General features: G+C 63.6%; 21 protein-coding genes. 15 read left to right on the top strand and 6 right to left on the bottom strand.

Going from position 1 to position 23,558, the window contains the following annotated elements:
* Positions 1–636 precede the first annotated feature (636 nt).
* Positions 637–2,871, bottom strand: a complete 2,235-nt coding sequence (locus ACYAS9_RS15275) for a TonB-dependent siderophore receptor (RefSeq protein ID WP_463569148.1) — start codon at positions 2,869–2,871, stop codon at positions 637–639.
* Positions 2,872–3,055: 184 nt separating this feature from the next.
* Between ACYAS9_RS15275 and ACYAS9_RS15270 the strand changes: the two genes are divergently transcribed.
* On the top strand, positions 3,056–3,823 hold the full coding sequence (locus ACYAS9_RS15270) for a response regulator (protein ID WP_463569143.1): 768 nt from the start codon (positions 3,056–3,058) through the stop codon (positions 3,821–3,823).
* A 13-nt stretch (positions 3,824–3,836) separates the two neighbouring features.
* Positions 3,837–5,225 carry an ATP-binding protein gene (locus tag ACYAS9_RS15265; protein WP_463569142.1) on the top strand — a complete coding sequence of 463 codons (1,389 nt, stop codon included), beginning with the start codon at positions 3,837–3,839 and terminating at the stop codon, positions 5,223–5,225.
* Here ACYAS9_RS15265 and radC read toward each other — a convergent pair.
* Complete coding sequence (radC, locus tag ACYAS9_RS15260) at positions 5,199–5,873, bottom strand: RadC family protein (protein ID WP_463569141.1); 675 nt, start codon at positions 5,871–5,873, stop codon at positions 5,199–5,201. The genes ACYAS9_RS15265 and radC overlap by 27 nt on opposite strands.
* Positions 5,874–6,021: 148 nt before the next feature.
* On the opposite strand from radC, the gene coaBC reads away from it, so the two are divergent.
* The 5 genes from coaBC (at position 6,022) to ACYAS9_RS15235 (ending at position 11,724) form a co-directional block, all read left to right on the top strand.
* Complete coding sequence (coaBC, locus tag ACYAS9_RS15255) at positions 6,022–7,230, top strand: bifunctional phosphopantothenoylcysteine decarboxylase/phosphopantothenate--cysteine ligase CoaBC (RefSeq protein WP_463569140.1); 1,209 nt, start codon at positions 6,022–6,024, stop codon at positions 7,228–7,230.
* Positions 7,231–7,236: 6 nt separating this feature from the next.
* Positions 7,237–7,692: a dUTP diphosphatase gene (dut, locus tag ACYAS9_RS15250; protein WP_459746236.1), complete on the top strand. Its 456-nt coding sequence runs from the start codon at positions 7,237–7,239 to the stop codon at positions 7,690–7,692.
* 53 nt (positions 7,693–7,745) lie between these two features.
* On the top strand, positions 7,746–10,328 hold the full coding sequence (locus ACYAS9_RS15245; RefSeq protein ID WP_463569139.1) for a phosphomannomutase/phosphoglucomutase: 2,583 nt from the start codon (positions 7,746–7,748) through the stop codon (positions 10,326–10,328).
* Between the two features lie 28 nt (positions 10,329–10,356).
* Positions 10,357–11,265: an acetylglutamate kinase gene (gene argB / locus ACYAS9_RS15240; RefSeq protein WP_459746238.1), complete on the top strand. Its 909-nt coding sequence runs from the start codon at positions 10,357–10,359 to the stop codon at positions 11,263–11,265.
* Positions 11,266–11,400: 135 nt separating this feature from the next.
* Positions 11,401–11,724 (top strand): helix-turn-helix transcriptional regulator, encoded by a 324-nt coding sequence (locus ACYAS9_RS15235; RefSeq protein ID WP_463569138.1) that lies wholly within the window; start codon positions 11,401–11,403, stop codon positions 11,722–11,724.
* Positions 11,725–11,731: 7 nt separating this feature from the next.
* Here the strand turns inward: ACYAS9_RS15235 and ACYAS9_RS15230 are convergent, their stop codons facing one another.
* The 3 genes from ACYAS9_RS15230 to gspH all read right to left on the bottom strand — a co-directional run bounded on the left by ACYAS9_RS15230 (position 11,732) and on the right by gspH (position 14,408).
* Positions 11,732–13,225: a YifB family Mg chelatase-like AAA ATPase gene (locus ACYAS9_RS15230; protein WP_463569137.1), complete on the bottom strand. Its 1,494-nt coding sequence runs from the start codon at positions 13,223–13,225 to the stop codon at positions 11,732–11,734.
* A 113-nt stretch (positions 13,226–13,338) separates the two neighbouring features.
* Positions 13,339–13,950, bottom strand: coding sequence for a PulJ/GspJ family protein (locus ACYAS9_RS15225; protein ID WP_463569136.1), 612 nt, complete (start codon positions 13,948–13,950; stop codon positions 13,339–13,341).
* Positions 13,947–14,408 carry a type II secretion system minor pseudopilin GspH gene (gspH, locus tag ACYAS9_RS15220; protein ID WP_463569135.1) on the bottom strand — a complete coding sequence of 154 codons (462 nt, stop codon included), beginning with the start codon at positions 14,406–14,408 and terminating at the stop codon, positions 13,947–13,949. The genes ACYAS9_RS15225 and gspH overlap by 4 nt, the downstream gene beginning before the upstream one ends.
* 115 nt (positions 14,409–14,523) lie before the next feature.
* Here gspH and ACYAS9_RS15215 point away from each other — a divergent pair, with 115 nt between their 5' ends.
* On the top strand, positions 14,524–14,955 hold the full coding sequence (locus tag ACYAS9_RS15215; protein ID WP_463569134.1) for a type II secretion system protein N: 432 nt from the start codon (positions 14,524–14,526) through the stop codon (positions 14,953–14,955).
* A 6-nt stretch (positions 14,956–14,961) separates the two neighbouring features.
* Here ACYAS9_RS15215 and gspI read toward each other — a convergent pair whose 3' ends face one another.
* On the bottom strand, positions 14,962–15,348 hold the full coding sequence (gene gspI / locus ACYAS9_RS15210) for a type II secretion system minor pseudopilin GspI (RefSeq protein ID WP_463569133.1): 387 nt from the start codon (positions 15,346–15,348) through the stop codon (positions 14,962–14,964).
* 139 nt (positions 15,349–15,487) lie between these two features.
* Here gspI and gspG point away from each other — a divergent pair, with 139 nt between their 5' ends.
* From gspG to gspF, 7 genes are read left to right on the top strand one after another with little or no spacing between them, the layout of a single operon-like run.
* Positions 15,488–15,937: a type II secretion system major pseudopilin GspG gene (gene gspG, locus ACYAS9_RS15205; RefSeq protein ID WP_463569132.1), complete on the top strand. Its 450-nt coding sequence runs from the start codon at positions 15,488–15,490 to the stop codon at positions 15,935–15,937.
* A gap of 8 nt (positions 15,938–15,945) precedes the next feature.
* On the top strand, positions 15,946–16,872 hold the full coding sequence (gspK, locus tag ACYAS9_RS15200) for a type II secretion system minor pseudopilin GspK (protein ID WP_463569131.1): 927 nt from the start codon (positions 15,946–15,948) through the stop codon (positions 16,870–16,872).
* The gene (gene gspL, locus ACYAS9_RS15195) at positions 16,869–18,047 is read left to right on the top strand and encodes a type II secretion system protein GspL (RefSeq protein WP_463569130.1); all 1,179 of its coding nucleotides are present in this window, start codon (positions 16,869–16,871) and stop codon (positions 18,045–18,047) included. Before gspK ends, gspL begins: the two co-directional genes overlap by 4 nt.
* Positions 18,040–18,597: a type II secretion system protein GspM gene (gene gspM / locus ACYAS9_RS15190; protein WP_463569129.1), complete on the top strand. Its 558-nt coding sequence runs from the start codon at positions 18,040–18,042 to the stop codon at positions 18,595–18,597. The genes gspL and gspM overlap by 8 nt, the downstream gene beginning before the upstream one ends.
* Positions 18,597–20,918: a type II secretion system secretin GspD gene (gene gspD, locus ACYAS9_RS15185; RefSeq protein WP_463569128.1), complete on the top strand. Its 2,322-nt coding sequence runs from the start codon at positions 18,597–18,599 to the stop codon at positions 20,916–20,918. Before gspM ends, gspD begins: the two co-directional genes overlap by 1 nt.
* The gene (gene gspE, locus ACYAS9_RS15180) at positions 20,915–22,333 is read left to right on the top strand and encodes a type II secretion system ATPase GspE (protein WP_463569127.1); all 1,419 of its coding nucleotides are present in this window, start codon (positions 20,915–20,917) and stop codon (positions 22,331–22,333) included. The genes gspD and gspE overlap by 4 nt, the downstream gene beginning before the upstream one ends.
* Positions 22,333–23,544 (top strand): type II secretion system inner membrane protein GspF, encoded by a 1,212-nt coding sequence (gene gspF, locus ACYAS9_RS15175; protein ID WP_463569126.1) that lies wholly within the window; start codon positions 22,333–22,335, stop codon positions 23,542–23,544. Before gspE ends, gspF begins: the two co-directional genes overlap by 1 nt.
* The last annotated feature ends 14 nt before the right edge of the window (positions 23,545–23,558 follow it).

Below are 23,558 nucleotides of genomic sequence, written 5' to 3'. Positions count from 1 at the left end.
GCGACCGGCTGCGTTAGCAGTCGTAAAATGTCAGCGTTTCATAGATTTCTGTGAGCGCTGCGCACTCAATCGCGGGCAAGCGCGCTCCTACAAGGCCAGGGTTTGCTGCGCCATAGCGCTTTGCACCAAGCGTTGTCTTCTCCGATCAGAACCCGGTGCGTACCGTCAGCGACAGGCTGCGCGGGTCGCCGTAAATGGCGCCGGCGTAGAAGCCGTAACCTGTAGGAGCGCGCTTGCCCGCGACCGGCTGCGTAGCAGTCGTAAAATGTCAGCGTTTCATGGATTTCTGTGAGCGCTGCGCACTCAGTCGCGGGCAAGCGCGCTCCTACAAGGCCCGGGTTTGCTGCGCGATATCGCTTTGCACCAAGCGCTGTCTTCTCCGATCAAAACCCGGTGCGCACGGTCAGCGACAGGCTACGCGGGTCGCCGTAAATGGCGCCGGCGTAGAAGCCGTAACCTGTAGGAGCGCGCTTGTCCCTGGGCCGCACTCGGACGACCGGCTGCGTAGCAGTCGTAAAATGTCAGCGTTTCATAGATTTCTGTGAGCGCTGCGCACTCAGTCGCGGGCAAGCGCGCTCCTACAAGGCCAGGGTTTGCTGCGCGATAGCGCTTTGCACCAAGCGTTGTCTTCTCCGATCAGAACCCGGTGCGCACCGTCAGCGACAGGCTGCGCGGGTCGCCGTAAATGGCGCCGGCGTAGAAGCCGTAGCGGGTGTAGTAGTGCTTGTCGAACAGGTTGTTGGCGTTGAGGGTCACCGAGGTGTCGTCGCTGATGTCGTACCGGGCCATGGCGTTCCAGGTCGCGTAACCCGACCAGTTGACCTCGGAGGCGCTGCGGCTGACACCGTTGACCGGCTGGCCGGCGGGCGTCGACAGCGCGCTGATATGCGTCTGTGCGGTCATGCCGGTGCCCACGGTCAGGCGCTCCAGCTCACCGGGCAACCGGTAGGTGGTCGACAGCTTGAACAGGTGTGACGGGTCGCTGCGGCCGTCTGAGTCGACACGGCGAAAATGCAGATACGTGTAGCCACCGTAGACATTCCAGTTCGGCGTGATCGCGCCGGCCAGTTCCAGGTCGATGCCGTCGGTTTCCACACCGGAGCCGGCCTTGTAGGCCTGGTCGCCGGTCGGCGTCAGGCTGGCGCCATCGGTGACGGCCTTGTTGTCCTGCTGGGTACGGAAATACGCCGCCTGGCCATTCAGGCGCCCGTCGAACCACTCGCCCTTGATTCCGGTTTCATAGCTTTTGCCACGAATCGGCTCAATCTTGCTGCCGCCGGCATCTTCCTGCGTCTGCGGGGTGAAGATGTCGGTGTAGCTGGCGTACAGCGAGTAGTTGTCGTTCAGGTCGTACACCGCGCCCAGGTACGGCGTGACGATGCCGCTTTCGCTCTGGCTGGTGCGTGCGCCGGACGTGGCGAGGGTCACGGCATCGTAGTTACTGGTGCGCACACCGGCGATGACCGACAACGGGTCGGTGATGCTGATCCGCGTGGCGGCGTACAGGCCTTGCAGGCGTGTGGTGGTCTTGCTGTGCAGGCCGGTCTTGCGGGCATCGATGCTGTAGTCATCGTCGACCCCGTTGCGCCAGTCGCTCAGCGCAAAACCGTTGTTGGCGCGGAACTGGCAGCCCAGCGCGGCGGCACTGGTGCGTTGTGCGCTGCGCATCGTGCAGGTGTATTGCGGCGACCAGGCGGTGGTGCGGCTGTCGTTGTAGCCGAACATCGCCTGATGGCTACGACCGAACAACTGGAACGGACCGCTCAGGTCGACCTGTCCGGATTGCTGGGTGGTGTCGGTGGAGCTGTGCAAACCGTTGAGCACCGCACCGCTGCCGTCCTGGTTGAAGTAGCCGGTGTAATTGCCGCCACCGGCCGAGTTGACCTTGGCCAGCCCGCGATGGTTGAGCGCATCGGTGGTGGTTTGCGCCAGGTTGAGGTTCAGGCTCCAGTCGTTGTCGAAGTGGTGCACCAGCGAGCCGAAGGCGGTGCGGGTGGTGTATTCGCCAAAGCTCCAGCTCGGCACCACGTTGGTGCTGCGCGGCAGGTCGGTGGTGCTGCCGTCGCCCCACCAGATAGGGATGTTCGCGCCCCAGCCGCCACCGACGATCTTGAAGTATTCGTACTGAAAGCCCGCGCCAATCGTAGTGGCGTCGTCCACATCGAACTCGAAATTGGCCAGCCCGGCACGCGAGCGGTCAGATTGCTGGTCGCGGAACGAGTTGGCTTCCTGCTGGGTGACGACGAAGCGCGAGCGCAGGCGGCCGTCTTCGGACAGCGGCAGGTTCAGGTCAGCGCCCAGCCGGGCCTTGTCCCAGCTGCCGTAGGTGGCATACACGCTGCCGCCGAAATCCTTGGTCGGGCGCTTGCGGATCAGGTTGACGGTGGCCGACGGATCACCGGTGCCGCCCAGCAGACCGTTGGCGCCACGGACGATGTCGATGCGCTCGTACATGTCCATGTTCAGCGATGAACCCGCACCGCTGAAATCCGAACCGCCCGGGTATTGCAGGCCATCGACCTTCCAGTTGCTGATGGCATAGCCACGCGCCCGGTACTCGGTACGCCCGCCGACTTCCAGCTTGCTCATGCTCACGCCGGGCGTGGCGTCCAGCGCCTGTTCCATAGTGGTAATGGCGCGGTCCTGCATCTGCGCCTGAGTGATGCTGGTTACCGACTGCGGGGTTTGCCGCGGGGTCAGTTGCAGGCCGGTCGAGCTGCGTGTGCTGTTGACCGTGTAACCGACCTGGCCGGTGCTCTCTTCGGCGCTGTAAGCGCTGTCACGCACATCGGTGGCCCCCAGTTCGATCGTGCCGTCGGCACGGGCGCCGTGGCTGGCGAGCAACGCGGCCATGCCCACGCCCGTACCCATGGCGATCAGCACGCTAGAGCGCTTCAGGCGGAAAATTTCAGTGTTCTGTGAGGGTGTATTGCAAGGATGATACGAGGTGTTGCCGATGGGGGTCATTGTAATCGCTTCGCGTTCGCAGTTAGTTTTGTTAGGATTTTTATCGACTCCCTCCTCCAGCTGTACCGCGCGTATGTATGAGTTTGTAATGGAATGTAATGAACGCGACACATTGCGCGCAGACCTGTCGCCGCACGCCGGCGAAACCTTGCTGGTGGTCGACGATGACGACGAGATTCGCGAACTGTTGTGCGAATACCTCAGCGAGGCTGGCTATCGGGTGCTGGCGGCCGCCGATGGCACGCAGATGTGGCAGCACCTGCAACAGCACAGCGTCAACCTGCTGATCCTCGACCTGATGCTGCCCGGCGAAGACGGCCTGAGCCTGTGCCGCCAGTTACAGCACAACCGCGAGATGGGCGTGATCATGCTCTCGGCCAAGGGCGCAGCGCTCGACCGGGTGATCGGCCTGGAAGTCGGGGCCGACGACTATGTCGCCAAGCCGTTCGAGCCGCGTGAACTGCTGGCGCGGATCAAGGCGGTATTGCGCCGCTCGGCACGCAGCACACCGGAACCGGTGACCCGCCCGACCAGAAGCCAACGCTTCGCCGGTTATCAACTGGACCACACCAAGCGCCTGCTGAGCTTGCCCGACCAGCGCCAGCTGGCCTTGCCACGCTCGGACTACCGGGTCTTGAGCGAACTGCTGGCCGCCCATGAGCAGGTGTTGTCTCGCGAGCAACTGACCCGCAGCGCTTTTGGCCGCGACTACCAGCACGACGATCGCTCGGTCGACATGTGCATCAGTCGCCTGCGCCAGCACTTCAAGGACACCGCGGGCGGCACCGTGCAGATCGTCACCATTCGCAACGAAGGCTATCTGCTGAGTATCAGCGCGCGCGGCCCGGCGCTCTGAGGTGCGCTCGCTGATGCGCAGGCTCTGGCCCAAGACCCTGTTTGCCCAGTTGCTGGTGATCATGGTGTTCGGTGTATTGGGCATCCAGCTGGCGTCCAGCAGCATCTGGTTCGACGTGCGCTTTGCCCAGGTGCTGGAAGCGCCGGTGCGCCTGATGGCGCGCGATACGGCGGTCATTGTTGAGCAGGTCGACTGTCGCGAGCCGTCCAGCCTGAACCTGCGCACCCATTACACATTGCGCTGCCTGACGCAGATGCCCGACGCCACACCCGGTGAGGAACCGGTTCGCGGTCGACGTCGCATCGAGCTGCTGCTCGATCAGGCGCTGCGCTATGAAACCGGCAAGGCGTACCCGGTACGGTTACTGAGCGTGCAGCTCACCGACCCTGCCGGCCAGCCCATTGTCTGGCACAGCCTGTTCGGCTTGCGCACCGCTCAGGCACACCTGCATTTTGCCGTGCAACTGGACCGCGATGCCTGGCTGGACGTGCAAGGCCAGGAACTGCAAGGCTGGAGCGGCGAATCGGCCTGGGTGCTGATCGCCGATTACCTGCTGCGCGTCTATGCCCTGCGCATTCTGGCGGTACTGGGCATTTGCCTGGTCGCAGTGCGCCTGTGCCTGCGCCCGCTCAAGCGCCTCGGCGAGGCAGCGCGGGCCTTGGGCGACAACCTTGAACAACCGCCGCTGGCCATCGAAGGCTCTGAAGAAGTGCGCCAGGCCGCCCAGGCCTTCAACACCATGCAGCAGCGCCTGAAGGCGATGCTCGATGATCAGGCGTACTTTCTGGCAGCGGTGTCCCACGACCTGCGCACCCCGCTGACACGCATGCGGCTGTTGGCCGAACGGGTCACCGAGCCGCGTACCCATGAGCGCCTGCGGCATAACATCGGCGAAATGGAGCGCATGATCGCGCAAGTGCTCGATTACTTGCAGAGTGCCGAGAAGCACGCCGTACAACCGGTGGACATCGACCGCTTGCTGGCGCGCCTGCGCGATGAACATGCCAGCGCCGAAGAGCCTTTGCCGGTCACTGGCGTTGGCGGCGTGCTGCCGGCCAACGAACTGCTCTTGCAGCGCTGCCTGCAGAATCTGCTGGGCAATGCACTGCGTTACGCCCGGCACATCACCCTGGAGCTGCGCCGCGATGCGCAGCAGGTGCATATCCGCCTTCTCGATCGAGGTCCCGGCATTGCCGAAAATCTGTTGCCGACCATCACCGACCCATTCGTGCGCGGCGAAGCCTCGCGCAACCCCAACTGCGGCGGTTATGGCCTGGGCCTGAGCATCGCCCGGCGCGTCGCCGTGCTGCACGGCGGGCGCCTGACGATCAGTAATCGCGACGGTGGCGGGCTGGTGGTCGAGGTGGTTCTGCCGCTACATCAGGCCACGCTCCACCAGTGACAGCGGCTCGCCATCGCCGATGATTACGTGATCGAGCACCTCGACATCGATCAGCGCCAGCGTCTCCATCAGCCGCTTGGTCAGCTCGATGTCGGCGCGGCTGGGCTCGCTGATGCCTGAAGGGTGGTTGTGGCACAGAATCAGGCTGGCGGCGTTGTGCGCCAGAGCGCGCTTGACCACTTGGCGCGGGTGAACATAGGCCGCATTGATCGAGCCATGAAACAGCACCTCGAACGCCAGCACCCGATGCTTGCTGTCCAGAAACAAACAGCCGAACACCTCATGCGGCTCGTGGCGCAGCAGGGACTTGAGGTAACTGCGCACCTGCTCGGGGTTTTCCAGCGCCGAGTCGCGGCGCAAGCTTTCGGCCATGTGCCGGCGCGCCATCTCCAGCACCGCCTGCAACTGGGCGAACTTGGCCGGTCCCAGCCCCAGGTGCGCGCTGAACGCCGGCAGATCCGATTCGAGCAGCGCGCGCAGGTTGCCGAACTGATTCAACAAGTGCCGGGCCAGATCGACTGCGCTGTGCCCGGCCACGCCGGTGCGCAGAAAAATCGCCAGAAGCTCGGCATCGGAAAGGCTGGTCGCCCCCAATGCCAACAATCGCTCGCGCGGACGTTCCGCTGCGGGCCAGTCACGAATACTCATAACACCTCCTTGTGTTGTGCGTGTACGGCAATGGACGTCGCTGTTCCAGTGCAGACGCTGTGCTATCTTAGCCCATCTTTTTTGCGCGGCGACCCGGCCTGGGGAGGCGTCATCGCCATCGCGCCATTGACCAAGACAAGGCAAGCCTATGCAGCGGCTGTATCGAAAACGCATCGTTCTGGGCGTCGGCGGCGGCATCGCGGCCTACAAGAGCGCCGAACTGGTTCGCCGCTTGCGCGACCAGGGCGCCGAAGTGCGTGTTGTCATGACCCGTGGCGGAGCGGAGTTCATCACGCCCCTGACCATGCAGGCGCTCTCGGGACACCCGGTACACCTGGACCTTCTGGACCCGGCGGCAGAAGCGGCCATGGGGCATATCGAACTGGCCAAATGGGCCGACCTGATCCTCATCGCGCCAGCCACCGCCGACCTGATTGCCCGCCTGGCACAGGGCATTGCCAATGACCTGCTGACCACCATCGTGCTGGCCACCGACGCCACCGTGGCCATTGCCCCGGCCATGAACCAGGCCATGTGGCGCGACGACACGGTGCAGGCCAACACTCGCCAGCTCGAAGATCGCGGCTGGAAAGTCTTTGGCCCGGCGTCCGGCGTTCAGGCCTGTGGCGATGTGGGCTTCGGACGCATGCTCGAACCCGGCGACCTGGCCCTGTGCGCGGCCGAGTGTTTCCAGCGCCTGAGCCTGACCGGCAAGCACGTGGTCATCACCGCCGGCCCGACCCAGGAAAACATCGACCCGGTGCGCTATATCACCAACCACAGCTCCGGCAAGATGGGTTTTGCCCTCGCCGAAGCGGCGGTAGAGGCGGGTGCGCGGGTCACGCTGATTACCGGCCCGGTGAGTCTGGCGACCCCGGACCGGGTGACCCGCATCGATGTGGTCAGCGCCCGCGACATGCTCGCGGCGTGTGAGGCGGCGATTCCCTGCGACCTCTTTATCGCCTCGGCGGCGGTGGCTGACTACCGCCCTGAAGTCATCGCCCCGCAAAAACTTAAGAAAGATCCTACGAACGGCGACGGCTTGCTGCTGCAGATGGTCCGCAACCCGGACATCCTGGCCACGATTGCCACACGTCCCGATCGCCCCTTCAGTGTCGGTTTTGCCGCCGAGACCGAACACTTACTCGACTATGCTGCACGCAAGCTCAAGGGCAAGAACCTCGACCTGATCGTCGCCAACGATGTGGCCAACCCCAGCATCGGCTTCAACAGCGAGGAAAATGCCTGCAGCGTGATCGACCGGGCGTTGCACGCAACGCTCTTTGCCCAGACCAGCAAGGGCAAGATTGCCCGCCAGCTGATCACCTTTATCGCAGAACGCATGAATCAGGTCTGACTACGAATGCACGCTCTACAAGCCAAGATCCTCGACCCTCGCATTGGCAGCGACTTCCCTCTCCCGGCTTACGCCACCGGCGGCTCGGCAGGTCTCGACCTGCGCGCCATGCTGCAGCAGGACACGGTCCTTGAACCGGGCCAGACCCTGTTGATTCCTACCGGCCTGTCGATCTACATCCAGGACCCGGGCCTTGCGGCCATGATCCTGCCGCGCTCGGGCCTGGGCCACAAACACGGCATCGTGCTGGGTAACCTGGTCGGCCTGATCGACTCCGATTACCAGGGCGAACTAATGGTCTCGTGCTGGAACCGCGGCCAGACGCCGTTCACCATCGCCATCGGCGAGCGCATCGCCCAACTGGTGCTGGTGCCGGTGGTGCAGGCGCATTTCGAGCTGGTCGACGAATTCCAGCAGACCGAACGCGGCGCTGGCGGGTTTGGTCACTCGGGCAGTCATTGATCATTACCGGCAGCAATGCCCGGCTTCAGGACGGATGAACGGAGAGCAGTCGGGTGATCAGCACAGCGAAACTTTCAGCAGCAGATAGCCCGCAGACTGCCCCGGCAGGCCTGCACGTCCTGCTGCCCGGCCTGATCCCGGCGCTGATCGGCCTTGCCGCTGCCGTCCTGCTGGTCGGCATCGGCCTGTTCGGCAACCCGCAGCAGTACCAACAACAGGTACAAGCCTGGGGTAACAGCCAGGCCGCCGCCGTCAATCTGGCACTGCGCCAGATCGACGCCGATACCCGCGTAGCGGCCAGCAACCCGGCCCTTGTCCAGCTTGTGCAAGGTGGCGACGCGCAAGCGCTCAAGACCGCCCAGGAGTCGCTTCGCTATTGGGACGGCGTCATCGGTGCGCGGATCAGCCCCAAAGGCCTGGCCGACACGGATAGCCAGGGCCCTGTGCCGGTCAGCTTTTCCACGCTGGACATGCTTAACAAAGCGGTTCAGGGCCAGGCACCGGCGCCTGAAGCGCGCAAGGTCGGCGAACGCTGGGTGATCTATAGCGCCGCCGCCCTGCGCAGCGATGCCAGCCAGCCCGCCAGCGGCACGCTGTTGCTGGCCTTCGATGTGCAGCGCCTGCTCAACGCCATGCCGGCCATACCCGACGATACCGGCCGGGTGGTGCTCAGCCAGCAGTTCGGCAACGGCCCCGAACAGGTCTTTGTGCAACGTGGCAATGACAGCGGCGCGCAGGCGGTGAAGTTCAGCATCGGCTACCCTGGCTGGCAGCTGACGTTTACACCGGGCGCCGCCTTGCAAAGCTCACCGCCCTGGTTGCTGCTGGGGCTGGCCGCGCTGCTTGCGCTGGGCGGCATTGTCCTTGGCCTTTACCTGAATGAACGTGCCTTGCAGCGGCGAATCAGTGCCGATGCACACCAGCTCGATCAGTTGCTGCAAGAACTCTCGGGCGGAAAAACCGTCAAAGCCTTCGGTTTGAGCCTTCCGGCCCTCGAAGGTCTGGCCCAGGCCCTGGCCCGTTTTTCGCTGCGCGGCCCTCACGCTGGCGCTTCCGGCACGGCAAGCAGCGACAGGAATCACCCCGCACCCGGCATCACTGAAGACAGCGTTGCAGTATCGCCACCCACCGTCCCCGACGTTGAGCTGCGCGATCCGCTGTTCCAGGATACCGATATTCTCGATATCGACATTCTCGACGACAACCAGAATTTCCTGAGATCGGAGCTCTCCATCCCCATGAACAGCCCAGCATCCGTGGCACCCCAGCTACCCGACACCATTTTCCGCGCCTATGACATTCGCGGCGTGGTCGGCGATACCCTTCACGCTGAAACCGCCTACTGGATCGGCCGCGCCATCGGCGCCCAGAGCCTGTCCGAGAACGAACCCAACGTCAGCGTCGGCCGTGACGGTCGCCTGTCCGGCCCCGAGCTGTCGCAGCAACTGATCCAGGGCCTGGTCGACAGCGGCTGCCACGTCAGCGATGTCGGCCTGGTGCCAACGCCTGCGCTGTACTACGCCGCCAACGTACTGGCCGGCAAGACCGGCGTGATGCTGACCGGTAGCCACAACCCCAAGGACTACAACGGCTTCAAGATCGTGATCGCCGGCGACACCCTCGCCAACGAGCAGATTCAGGTCCTGCTGCAACGCATCCGCAGCAATGACCTGCCGACCCAGCCGGGCAGCGTTACCAAGGTCGAGATCCTCGACAGCTACTTCAATTACATCAAGAACGACATCGCCCTGGCCCGCAAGCTCAAGGTCGTGGTCGACTGCGGCAACGGCGCGGCTGGCGTGATCGCTCCGCAACTGATCGAAGCGCTGGGCTGCGAAGTGATTTCGCTGTTCGCCGAAGTCGACGGCAACTTCCCCAATCACCACCCGGATCCGGGCAAGCTGGAAAACCTTCAGGACCTGATCGCCAAGGTCAAGGAAACCGGTGCCGACCTGGGCCTGGCTTTCGACGGTGACGGTGACCGCGTGGGCGTGGTGACCAACGAAGGCAACGTGGTCTATCCCGACCGCCTGCTGATGCTGTTTGCCCTGGACGTGCTGGAACGCAATCCGGGCGCCGACATCATTTTCGACGTCAAATGCACCCGTCGCCTGACCCCGCTGATCAGCGAACATGGCGGCCGCCCGGTGATGTGGAAGACCGGTCACTCGCTGATCAAGAAACAGATGAAAAAGAGCGGCGCCCTGCTGGCCGGCGAAATGAGCGGGCACATCTTCTTCAAGGAGCGCTGGTTCGGTTTCGACGACGGCATCTACAGCGCCGCCCGCCTGCTGGAAATCCTCAGCCAGAAGACCGAAAACGCCGAAACGCTGTTTGCCTCCTTCCCTGAAGATATTTCGACGCCGGAAATCAATATCAAGGTGACCGATGTCACCAAGTTCAGCATCATTGAGGCCCTGGAAAAGGACGCTCAATGGGGCGATGCGAAGCTGACCAGTATCGATGGCGTGCGGGTTGATTATCCGCAGGGCTGGGGCCTGGTGCGTGCCTCCAACACGACCCCTGTGCTGGTGCTGCGTTTCGAAGCTGAAACCGAAGCTGAATTGCAGCGCATCCAGAGCGTCTTCCATACCGAGCTCAAGAAAGTTGCGCCGGACCTCGAACTGCCGTTCTGATTGTTTTGATCTTTGACTGGAGCCCCGAATGACCCTCGATCGTGATGCCGCCACCAACGTCGCCAAGGTATTGTCCGAAGCACTGCCTTATATCCGCCGCTTCGTCGGCAAGACGCTGGTCATCAAGTACGGCGGCAACGCCATGGAGAGCGAAGAGCTGAAAACCGGCTTCGCCCGCGACATCGTGCTGATGAAAGCGGTCGGCATCAACCCGGTGGTGGTTCACGGCGGCGGCCCGCAGATCGGTGATCTGCTCAAGCGCCTGTCCATCGAAAGCCACTTCATCGATGGCATGCGCGTCACCGACGCGCAGACCATGGACGTGGTCGAAATGGTCCTCGGCGGCCAGGTCAACAAAGACATCGTCAACCTGATCAACCGCCATGGCGGCAGCGCCATCGGCCTGACCGGCAAGGACGCCGAGCTGATTCGTGCGAAAAAGCTCACCGTCACCCGCCAGACCCCGGAAATGACCAAGCCCGAGATCATCGACATCGGTCACGTCGGCGAAGTGGTCGGGGTCAATACCGACCTGCTGAACATGCTGGTCAAGGGCGACTTCATTCCGGTGATCGCGCCCATCGGTGTCGGCCCTGACGGCGAGTCGTACAACATCAACGCTGACCTGGTCGCCGGCAAGGTCGCCGAGGCCCTCAAGGCCGAGAAGCTGATGCTGCTGACCAACATCGCAGGCCTGATGGACAAGCAGGGTCACGTGCTGACCGGCCTGACCACCGAGCAGGTCGACGGCCTGATCGCCGACGGCACCATCTACGGCGGCATGCTGCCGAAGATCCGTTGCGCACTGGAAGCGGTGCAGGGTGGCGTGCACAGCTCGCACATCATCGACGGCCGCGTACCGAACGCGGTGCTGCTGGAAATCTTCACCGACAGCGGCGTGGGTACCCTGATCACCAACCGCAAGCCTCGCGGCTAAACGGCTGAGGGTCAAAAAGCCCCGCCCGCGCTTGCGCTGGCGGGGCTTTTTCTTGTCTGAGCGCCAAGGTATCTCGTCATAAAGTATCACTGTATGCTGCCTTAAACCGCATAAGGTATTCCAGGGTGATCGCTTATGAAGGACTACTTTCCAGTCCAGAGCTCGACCATGCTTTACAGAGTCGGCCTGCTGGTCAAGCAGGCGCGCCTGCGCATGGCCTTGAGGCAAGTCGATCTGGCCCAGAGGGCGGGCATATCCCTGCGTACGGTGCGCCACATCGAGGCCGGCAAGGCCGATGGCGTCTCTTTGCGTGACTTTATGCTCACGTTGTTCACCGTCGGCGTTTCTGATCGGGTATTCCAGGCCCTGCAGGACGACCCAAGGTTTGCAACCGATGAACTGCAGGCCAATAGCGACAGGCGAGTGCGGCTTGTGCGCAATCGCCCGGAGGACTTCTGATGGTCGATCACTGACTCGCCGGCCGGTACTGCAATGCCTCTGCGATATGACTGCGTTCGATCGCGTCCTTGCCTTCCAGATCGGCCAGCGTACGCGCCACTTTCAATAATCGGTGGGCCGCGCGCAGCGACAGGGTCAGGCGTTCGCAGGCCGTTTCCAGCCATTGCTCGTCGGCTGTGGATAACTGGCAGTGGGCGCGCAGGCCCGGCAGGTCGAGTATGGCGTTGGCGCAACCCTGGCGCCGTTGCTGGCGCTCGCGGGCTTCGGCCACTTTGGCGGCGGCACTGGCGGTGGTTTCTCCAGTCGTGGCGCAAGGCATGAGCGAGGTGGCTTCGCGGGCCACGGTCAGATGCAGGTCGATGCGGTCCAGCAACGGGCCGGACAGTTTGTTGCGGTAGCGCTGGATCTGGTCGGTGGAACAACGGCAGCGTCCGCTGGGCTCGCCCAGATAGCCGCATGGGCACGGGTTCATGGCGGCCACCAGTTGAAAGCGTGCCGGGAAACGTACGCGGTCGCGCGCACGGGCAATCACGATATGTCCGGATTCCATGGGTTCACGTAGCACCTCCAGCACGCGCCGGTCGAACTCCGGTAACTCATCCAGAAACAAAACACCGTGGTGGGCCAAGGTGATTTCGCCCGGTTGCGGGCGGCTGCCACCGCCCACCAATGCCGGTCCCGAAGCAGAATGGTGTGGCTGGCGAAACGGTCGTTGCGGCCAATGCATCAGCGGTACCTGGCTGGCCACCGACTGAATCGCCGCCACTTCCAGGGCTTCATGCTCATCCAGCGGTGGCAACAGGCCGGGCAGGCGGCTGGCGAGCAACGTCTTGCCGGTGCCTGGCGGGCCACTGAAAAGCAGATTATGTGCCCCCGCCGCCGCAATGATCAGCGCCCGCTTGGCGGCGAGCTGGCCTTGCACTTCGCTCAGGTCGGGATAGGGCTGGACCTGAGCCAGCAAGCCATTGGCGCGATAGGGCGTCATCGGCGTCTGGCCATTGAAGTGCGCAACCAGCTCGCGCAAATGGTGAGCGGCGATCACCGTCAAACCGGCCGCCAGACAGGCTTCCTCGGCATTCGCTGCCGGCACGATCAGCGTACGCTGCGCCTCGCGGGCCGCCAGTGCCGCCGGCAACACGCCCTGCACCGGCCGCAACGCGCCAGACAGCGCGAGCTCGCCCAGGCATTCGATGTCTTGCAAGGCGGCCAGCGGAATCTGCCCGTTGGCACCGAGCAGGCCCAGCGCAATGGCCAGATCGAACCGCCCGCCGTCCTTGGGCAGATCGGCCGGGGCCAGATTCAGCGTGATGCGCCGGTCGGGAAATTTGAAACCCGAGTTGATAATCGCGCTACGCACCCGGTCCTTGCTCTCCCTGACCGCGCCTTCGGGCAGGCCCACCAACGTCAGGGCCGGCAGGCCGTTGGCCAGATGAGCCTCGACCGTAACAGCGGGCGCTTGTACGCCCACCTGAGCGCGGCTGTGGACGATGGCGAGAGACATGGGGTTCTTCCTTGAAATACGCGGGCGATGATCGTGCGGTATTTACAAGGTGTGCAGGCGAATCAATGAATACCAAGTGTCAGCGTTTGTACAAAATGTATCTGCACTCAGCCTTACCTGAACGGCCCCAGCACCTGCCGGTAATGCTCCTCGCCCTGCCCCGTCATGCGCGTTATTCGAATCTCCAGCCCTGCCGGGTCTTTTTGTCGATTGCCACTGAGCTGGCGCCAGCCCTTGTCCGGGTCCCAGACCCGTATTTGCAGATCGTTGACAGGCGAAAGCACCGCCACACCCTTTTGTGGTGCGGGCAACGGGTAGCGATTGCGCGGCGCTGCGGCGGCGCGGTACAGGGTTTGTCCCTTGAGCCACCAACGCACCCGCAGCAGGCCGGTCTCCGGTGCGGCGGCATGGCGGATCACGTCCAGCTCGAACACCTGATTGTCCGTGCTGCGCACACTGATCGCCGCCGGCGCGGAACCAGGTTCGTCGGGCTGATCGCTGAGGTTGGGTTCGCGCAACGCACTGCTGGCTTGAGACGACAGGTCGCGCTCCAGCTGATTGAACGTGCGCAGGATGGCTTCGGTTTGTTCCATGCTGTCCTGCAAATGGCTGTCGGCCCGGGTGACGCTGTCCAGGCCGCGCCAGGCAATCAGGCTGACGATCGCCATCAACATGATCGCAATCATGACCTCCAGCAGGGTAAAGCCGGTTTGCCGGGTATTCATGGCTGGTTGACCACCTGTATGTGTCCGGTGGCCGTACGCTGGATGCTGAGCCGGTTCTGACCGCTTGCGAGCATGATCTGCCAGGGCGAGGTGATCCATTCGGCGTTGAGCACCAACCGCTGCGCAGGCTGTGTGCGTACCTTCACCGCCGGTGAATCCCAACTGCGCGGGTGCAGTTGCGAGTCGGCGGTGAAACGGTCAATGCCGGTGCCTGATTCATCCAGACGGCTGAAGTGAAACCCCTGGTTGTCGGCCAGCCAGGTGATCGGCCGGCCATCGGCACGCGCCTCGGCCTGGGCCATTTGCAGCAACTGGGCAAGCCGTTGTGCATCCTGGCGCAGGCGCTTTTCAGGAGCGGGTTTGATGCTCAGGCTGATTGCGGCGCTGAGAATGCCGACGATCACCAGCACGACCATCAATTCGATCAGCGTAAAGCCCCGTTGTCTGTCCTTGTCCATGCTTTAACGGTCCTTCGTTTTTACAAGGGTTGCGACGCTGGCTAACATTCGGCCAGGATTAACAACCGGCCCGGGTTCTGCAAACTGCCAGGCCGGAAAACAAGGAGGTTTACCTGTGGCATTCGCCTTTCGTTTATCTGCCGCCCACGTGGTGCAGTGGGCCGCACTGCTGGCTGCGCTGGCGGGCGTGCTGGTCTGGTCTTCGGTATTTCTGACCCCGGCACAGTCGCGCACGCCCGCGACGGAACATACAGCGGCGGCCGCTCGTTCCGATAACCCGGCGTTGCAGTGGTTTTCGAGCCAGCCGGTGGCGGTGGATATCAAAGTCTCCGGGGTCATGGCCGGCCTGCGCGGCTCGGTGGCGATCCTTTCGCTCAATGACGGCCCGCCGCGCAGCTTTCTGGTCGGCGAGCGTTTGAGCCAGGGCGTGCGCCTGGTGGCCATCGAAGCCGATACCGTGGTCATCGAACGCGGCACGGAGCGGTCCCGTTTCAACATCAGCACGTTACCGCAGGCGCCTGAACTGCCTCGGCTGATCCGCCCCTGAGGCGGTTCATCGTGGCATCTCCAACGGCTGATTGAGCAGCGTTTCAAGGCGGGCCAGGGGCGGCGACTCGCGGTCGTTGTCCAGCACCCGCACGCTGACGTGCAGCAACTGGCCGTCGGCGCTGGCCTCAATGTTCTGCTCGCAACGCAGGTGCAAGCGCCCCTGATTGCACTGCAAAGTCCTGAATCCTTCCGGCAGCCTGTTTTCCAGGCGCAGCTCGGCAATTCGACTCTGGGCGGCCAGCAGGGCAATCGAGCGGTCACGCAGCAGCGCGTTGCTCTGGGTCATCAAACCGGCCACGCGCACGGCCGCCGCCATCGCTACAGCGATGATCGCCAAGGCGACCAGAACTTCGATAAGCGTAAAGCCTCGCTCCTTGCGCAACCGCTCCATGGGTAACTCTTAGTTGCAAAAACCGAGGCGCAGAATAGCAGTGAAAGAGGCACTTTTAAGACCCTCTATTTTGAATTAGCCAACAACATTAGTTTTGTTACACTGCGTGCCGAATTGTAAGAAATCAGGGAAGATTGAAATGGATTTCGCGCGCGTCACCTCTTTGTCTGGCGTCCGTCGCCGCCAGCGTGGCTTTACTCTGATCGAGATCATGGTGGTGGTTGTCATCCTTGGCATCCTCGCCGCCGTCGTGGTGCCCAAAGTGCTTGATCGCCCTGATCAGGCCCGGGCCACAGCCGCCAAACAGGATGTTGCAGGCCTGATGCAGGCCCTGAAACTCTACCGCCTCGATAACGGTACTTACCCGAGCATGAATCAAGGCCTCAAGGTGCTGGTCGAACGGCCCTCGGGCGCAAAGAACACTCATTGGCGCTCTTATCTGGAACGCCTGCCAAATGACCCTTGGGGTCGTCCTTATCAATACCTCAACCCAGGCGCCAATGGTGAAGTCGATATCTTCTCCCTCGGTGCAGACGGGCAGCCCGACGGTGAGGGCGCGAACGCCGATATCGGTTCCTGGCAACTCTAGGCGCCGCCATGAAACATCATTGGCCGTCCATGACCGATCAGCGCGGCATGGCGATTATCAGTGCCTTGCTGATCGTCACCGTGGTGGCGGTGATCGCCACCAGCATGCTCGCCCGGCAAGGCGTGTTCACGCGCGCGCTTGAGGCCGAGCAATCCAGGGCACAAGGCAATCAGGCACTTCTGGGCGGACTGGAAGCGGGCCGCCGGCTGCTGTGGGTTTCCAGCCAGCGCGACGCATTGACTCGCCTCGACCAACCGTGGAATCAGCCCATCCACCCTCCTCGGCTCAACGGTGGTTTTGAAGGGCACCTGTTTGAAGGACACCTGGAAGACCAGCAAGGCAAATTCAACCTGCGTAACGTGTTGAGCAACGAGCGGGTTGATCGCGGGCAGTTACGCAGTTTCGAGCGGCTGTGCGAAATGATCGGCATCGACGCCGGCCTGGCCGCGCGCATCAGTGCGCGGATGATCGCTTCTTATGCGTATTTTCCGGATGACGCGCGTCAGCCCTTGCCGGCAAGCCAGCCCATGCTTAGCCACCTGAACGATCTGCGGGGCATTTCAGGCATCGATGAGGTGTTGCTCGCCCGCCTGGGCCGGTACGTCAGCATCATTCCGGCCAATACCTGGGTCAACGGCAATACCGCCAGTGCCGAGGTGCTGGCGGCCGTGGTACCGGGGCTTTCGCTCGCACAGGCAACGGCGCTGGTACATGAGCGCGACCGCGGCCAGTGGTTCATCAACCGCGGCGACTTCGTCAACCGCCTGCAAATGCCTCACGTGACTGTCGATGGCCTCAACGTCGGCATTTCCAGTGAGTGGTTTCTGTTTCATGGCCAGGCACGTCAGGACCGACGCCGTACCTCTCTGGTGGCTTTGCTGCATCGTGTTCAGAACGCCATGCCCAGGGTGATCTGGTCGAGGCAAGGCGCATGAGCCGCTTGCGCATTGCCTTGGCGCCTTTACGTGATCTGACGCCCGACAGCGCGCTTGAGTTTGCGCGGCTCGATGCCACCTTGCGCGTGCTGGAGTCCGGCAACAGCACCCTGGTGCAACTGGGGCTGGACGCCAGGCACACGGTGGTCGAGTACTTCTTGCACCCTGCCGACAGTGTGCTGACCAGCCTTGCGCTGCCGCCGCTGACACCGGCGCGGGTCAGCGCTGCGGTGGACTGCGCCGTGCAGTCACTGACGCTGGGCGCCAGCCAGCACATGCATATCGCCCATAGCCGCCGAAGTCCCGACGGCCAGGTGCAGATCAGCTGGTTGCCGAAGGCAGAACTGCAGCGCCTGAACCTGGTGCTGGCCCAGAGCCGACTGAAACCGGGCGGCCTTTTTCCTGCGCCCTACCGGTTGGCGTTGCCGCCTGAGGGTCATCTCAGCGCTTGCCTGGACGATCAGCACCTGGTGTTGCGTGCAAGCCTTGACCAGGGTGCGGTGGAGCCGATGGTGGACGATCACCTGAAGCAGTTACAAGCCAGTGGCCGCGCGCTGCACTGGGTCGGTGAACGCACCGCAGATGGCGTACCTGATCCTCAGGCCGTGAATCAACACTGGACGGGACGCACGCCGGCGTGGGGGCTGCACGGCACCGTCAGCCGGACCGAGGGCCGCCGCCAGGGCTGGGGCAAGGCGCTGGGCTGTTGTGCGCTGGCGATCGGCGTGTGGGTGACGGGCCTGAATCTGTACGCCGCCCGCGAGGCCGCGCAGGGCCAGCAGATCAAGGCGCAGATGAGCCAGCGGGTCAAGCAGGCATTCCCGCAGTTGCCGGTCATCCTCAACCCCTTGCAGCAAACCCGCCAGCAACTGGCCGCGCGGCAAAGCGGCACGCCGGACATGCCTGCTCAAGGGTTCAGCCATCTGCTGCAGCAGGCCGGGCATAACCTGCCGTCCATGGCCGGCAGTGTCCGGCAACTGACGTTCACCGATGGGCAATTACACCTGGAACTGGTGCCGGAAACTGCGCAGGTCGCCGTTGACGATGCCTTGTTGGCGGCACTGGGTCAGGCCGGCCTGAGTGCGACGCGCAACGGCAGTGTCTGGACGCTGAGCGCGGCCGCCATACCGACAGCAGACGACAGTGATAGCCGCACGGAGAACGACGATGAGTAACCCGCTGCTGGCCTCATACCGGACCCGCTGGCGTGCAGGGCTTACCCGCATGCAGCAGGCCTGGAGCGACCTTTCCCTCAGGGAGCAGCGCACGGTGGCCGCAGGTGCGCTGCTGCTACTGGGGCTGTTGTTGTGGGGACTATTGATTCAGCCACCGCTGAAAAAGCTCGATTACTGGCGACTCGAAACACCCAGGCTGCAAGCCCAGAGCGAGGCGCTGGACGTTTTGCTGCGGGATGTAAACGTGCCGGCGCAGGGGCTTGATCTTGAGCAGGTACTCAAGCAGACACTGGACGCCAACGGCCTGGCCGGACGCTACCAGTTGAGCGCCCTGCAAAGCGGCGCCTGGCAGCTGACCTTCGACGACGCCCCGGCCGACGCGGCGCTGGACTGGCTGCTGCGTGGCCAGCAGCAATTTTCTTTGCACGTGATCGAAGCACGCTTGCAGCGCAGCACCCGGGACACTCCCGACAACACCACCGATAACACCGCCGGCACGCTGTCTGGCACCGTTCGCATGGATCAGGCGCAGGTCGCTAAGGAAGCTTAATGAAGGGGTCAGGATCCAATGCAGGACGCATGATACTGCCGATGCTGTTGCTGGCATTGAGCGCGTGCAGTAATCACACCCCGCCCAACCCACCGCCCTTGCTGGTCGACAGCGAGCTGGGTCGGCCGTTGACCAACACTCAGCACAGCGGCGATGCGGTGCTTGATCGTGAACGTGCGCAGGCACAGGCCAAACCTGCACCAAGGCAGTTGCATAACATCACGGAGCGCGGGCGCAGCGCCGCAGCGACACGCAGCACGACCTTGCCGCGCAACCCGCTGGGCGATCAACCGGTGACCCTGAACTTCGTCGAGGCCGATATTCAAGCCGTGGTGCGGGCGATGTCCCGCGCAACCGGCCAGCAGTTCATGGTCGACCCGCGCGTCAAGGGCACCCTGACGCTGGTCTCCGAAGGCCAGGTGCCGGCCAGCCAGGCTTACACCATGCTTCTGGCGGCGCTGCGCATGCAGGGTTTCAGCGTGGTGGATGTCGGCGGTGTCGCGCAGGTGGTGCCGGAAGCGGACGCCAAGCTGCTCGGCGGGCCGATCTACAGCGCCGACAAACCGGCAGGCGACGGCATGATTACCCGCACGTTTCGCCTGCGCTACGAGAACGCGGTGAACCTGATCCCGGTGCTGCGCCCGATGGTGTCGCCGAACAATCCGATCAATGCTTACCCAGGCAACAACACGGTGGTGGTGACCGATTACGCCGAGAACCTGACCCGTGTGGCGCAGTTGATCGACGACATCGACACCCCGAACGCCATCGACACCGATGTGGTGCAGATCCAGAACGGCATCGCCGTCGATATCGCACCGCTGGTCGCAGAGTTGCTCGACGTGCCAGGCGCCGATCCGACGCAGAAAATCGCCGTGATCGGCGACGCGCGCTCCAACACCATCATCCTGCGTTCCGGCAGCCCGGAGCGCACCCATCTGGCGCGCAACCTGATCTACAAACTCGACAACGCCCAGAGCAATCCAAGCAACCTGCATGTGGTCTACCTGCGCAACGCCCAGGCCGGCAAACTGGCGCAGGCCCTGCGCGGGTTGCTCACCGGCGAGAGCGACAGCGGCGCCACTGACAATTCGCGGGCGCTGCTGGGCGCGATGGGCAGCAACAGCCAGAACGGACAAAGCCAAAGCTCATCCGGCAGCAGCACGCAATCCTCGACCGGCAGCTCAAGCAGCAGCGGCATCAGCGGCCAGGCCGCTGGCGCCTCATACAGCCAGGGCAGCGCGCAGCAAACCGACCAGAACGTGGCCTTCAGCGCCGGCGGCGTGACCATTCAGGCCGACGCCACCACCAACACGCTGTTGATTGCTGCACCGGAACCGGTGTACCGCAACCTGCGCGAGGTCATCGACCTGCTCGACCAGCGCCGCGCGCAAGTGGTGATCGAAAGCCTGATCGTCGAAGTCGGCGAGGACGATGCCAACGAGTTCGGCGTGCAATGGCAGACCGGCAACCTCAGCGGTAACGGGGTGATCGGCGGCGCCAACCTGGGCGGCTCGGGGCTCAACCTCAATGGCCAGACCAGTGTCGACGTGCTGCCACAAGGGCTTAACCTGGGCTATGTCAACGGCACGGTCGATATCCCCGGCATCGGCAGGATTCTCGACCTCAAAGTGCTGGCGCGGGCCTTGAAGAGCAAGGGCGGCAGCAACGTCTTGTCGACGCCAAACCTGCTGACCCTCGACAACGAAGCGGCGAGCATTTTCGTCGGCCAGACCATCCCGTTCGTCAACGGCAGCTACGTGACCGGTGGCGGTGGCACCAGCAACAACCCGTTCCAGACCGTGACCCGAGAAGAGGTCGGTTTGAAGCTCAACGTCCGCCCGCAGATTTCCGAGGGCGGTACGGTCAAGCTCGACATCTATCAGGAAGTCAGCAGCATCGACGAGCGCGCCTCTGCCGCGTCCACCTCGGCGGGCATTGTCACCAACAAGCGCGCGATCGACACCAGCATCCTCCTCGACGATGGCCAGATCATGGTGCTTGGCGGCTTGCTTCAGGACGGCTACAGCCAGAGCAACGAGGCGGTGCCCTTGCTGGGCAACCTGCCTGGCATCGGCGCGCTGTTTCGCAATGAGCGCCGCTCGACCAGCAAAACCAACCTGATGGTGTTCCTGCGCCCGTACATCATTCGCGACAGCGCCGCAGGACGCAGCATTACCCTTAACCGCTACGACTTCATGCGCCGGGCCCAGGGCGGCTTGCAACCGGAGCGCAGCTGGGCAATGCCCGACATGCAGGCGCCGCAACTACCCAACGCCGCCCAAGGGGTGCCGGCGGTACGAACGGGCGCACCGCGATGAGCGCCCTGCCCTATGCCTGGGCCAAGGCTCAGCGCATTTTATTGCGCGAAGACTCGCAAGGCCCGGTGCTGATCGTGTGCCCGTCGACGCCGGGCTGGTCAATCAGCGAGGTGCGCCGCCAGTTTGGCCCGGCGCGGCTGGAGCGGGTGCGCGATGACGAACTCGATGGCCTGCTCGCCAGTGCTTACGCCGACACCGGCAGCGCAGCGGCGGTGGTCGGCGCCGCAGAGAACGAAGTGGATCTGGACCGGCTGATGCAGGACATGCCGGAAGTCACCGACCTGCTCGATACGCAAGACGGCGCGCCAGTGATCCGCATGATCAACGCCCTGCTCACCCAGGCAGCGCGTGATCAGGCGAGCGATGTGCACATCGAGCCGTTCGAAACCCATTCGGTGGTGCGCTATCGCGTCGACGGCACCCTGCGTGAAGTAGTCTCGCCGCGCAAGGCATTGCACGGCGCGCTGGTGTCGCGGATCAAGATCATGGCGCAGCTCGACATTGCCGAAAAGCGCCTGCCACAGGACGGGCGCATTGCCTTGCGCGTCGCCGGACGGCCCATCGACATTCGGGTCTCGACCGTGCCCACCGGCCACGGCGAACGGGTGGTGATGCGCCTGCTCGACAAACAGGCCGGGCGCCTGCACCTCGAAACACTGGGCATGGACACGCAGGTGCTGGCCAGGCTCGATCAGTTGATCCGCCAGCCGCACGGCATCGTGCTGGTCACCGGGCCCACCGGCAGCGGCAAGACCACCAGCCTGTATGCGGCGCTGGCGCGGCTGGACGCGAGTATCAGCAACATCATCACCGTCGAAGATCCGGTGGAGTACGACCTGCCGGGCATCAGCCAGATTCAGGTCAACGCAAAGATCGATATGACCTTTGCCCTGGCACTGCGGGCGATTCTGCGCCAAGACCCGGACATCATCATGATCGGTGAAATCCGCGATCTGGAAACCGCGCAGATCGCCGTGCAGGCCTCGCTCACCGGCCACCTGGTCCTGGCCACGCTGCACACCAACGACGCTGTCTCGGCGGTCAACCGCTTGATCGACATGGGCGTCGAGCCCTTTCTGCTGGCCTCTTCGATGCTTGGCGTACTCGCACAGCGCCTGGTGCGGCGCCTGTGCGAGCACTGCAAGCAGCCCGACCCGACGGCACCGGGCACCTGGCGCCCGACCGGTTGCGCGCAGTGCAATCACACCGGCTACAGCGGCCGTACCGGTATTCATGAGTTGTTCTGCATCGACGACGATATTCGCACCCTGATCCATCAAGGCGCCGGCGAACAGGCTTTGCGGGCGGCGGCGCAGAAAGCCGGCATGTTCAGCCTGCGTGAGGACGGCGAGCGCTGGATCCGCAGCGGTGCCACGGCACCGGAAGAAATCCTTCGCGTGACACGGGACGCCTGATGAATCGCTATCGTTTTGAAGCCGCCGACGCCAGCGGCAAGGTCGAGTCCGGGCACCTGGAAGCCGACAGCCAAAGCGCAGCGTTCGGCATCTTGCGCAGCCGTGGCCTGACGGCGCTGTCGGTGCACAAAGAAAACACCGCGGCCCGCAACAGCGCCGGCGGGCTGTTCAGTGCGCGGCTGTCGGACAACGATCTGGCCTGGACAACCCGTCAACTGGCGAGCCTGCTCGCAGCTGGCTTTCCGCTCGAAGCCGCCTTGAGCGCCACGCTGGAACAGGCCGAACGCAAGCACATCGCCCAGACCCTCAGCGCGGTGCGTGCCGATGTCCGCAGCGGCATGCGCCTGGCCGAATCCCTGGCGGCCCGGCCTGCGGATTTCCCGGAGATTTACCGTGCGCTGATTGCCGCCGGCGAAGAGTCCGGCGATCTGGCGCAGGTCATGGAGCGCCTGGCCGACTACATCGAGGAGCGCAACAACCTGCGCAGCAAGATTCTCACCGCGTTCATCTATCCGGGCGTGGTCGGCCTGGTGTCGATCGGCATCGTGATTTTTCTGCTCAGCTATGTGGTGCCGCAAGTGGTCAGTGCCTTTTCCCAGGCCCGCCAGGACCTGCCCGGCCTGACCCTGGCCATGCTGGCCGCCAGCGATTTCATTCGCAGTTGGGGCTGGCTGTGCGCACTGGTGCTCAGCAGTGCGTTCTGGGGCTGGCGCCTGTACCTGCGCAACCCGGCCGCGCGCCTGAGCTGGCACCATCGGGTGCTGCGACTGCCGTTGATTGGCCGCTTTGTACTGGGCCTGAACACCGCCCGCTTTGCCTCGACCCTGGCCATTCTCGGCGGTGCCGGAGTGCCGTTGTTGCGCGCTCTGGAGGCGGCGCGCCAGACACTGGCCAACGAGCGCCTGAGCCTGAGTGTCAGCGAGGCCACCGCCAAGGTGCGTGAGGGCGTGGGACTGGCGACAGCATTGCGGGTGGAAAACGTCTTCCCGCCGGTGCTGATTCACCTGATCGCCAGTGGCGAGAAAACCGGCGCACTGCCGCCGATGCTGGAGCGTGCGGCGCAAACCCTGTCTCGCGATATCGAGCGACGGGCCATGGGCATGACCGCCTTGCTTGAGCCGTTGATGATCGTGGTGATGGGCGCGGTGGTGCTGGTGATCGTCATGGCGGTGCTGCTGCCGATCATCGAGATCAACCAACTGGTGCAATGACCGACAAAAAAGCC

Source organism: Pseudomonas sp. HP_08, from assembly GCF_055284095.1.
This window is presented reverse-complemented; position numbering and strand designations above follow the sequence as displayed.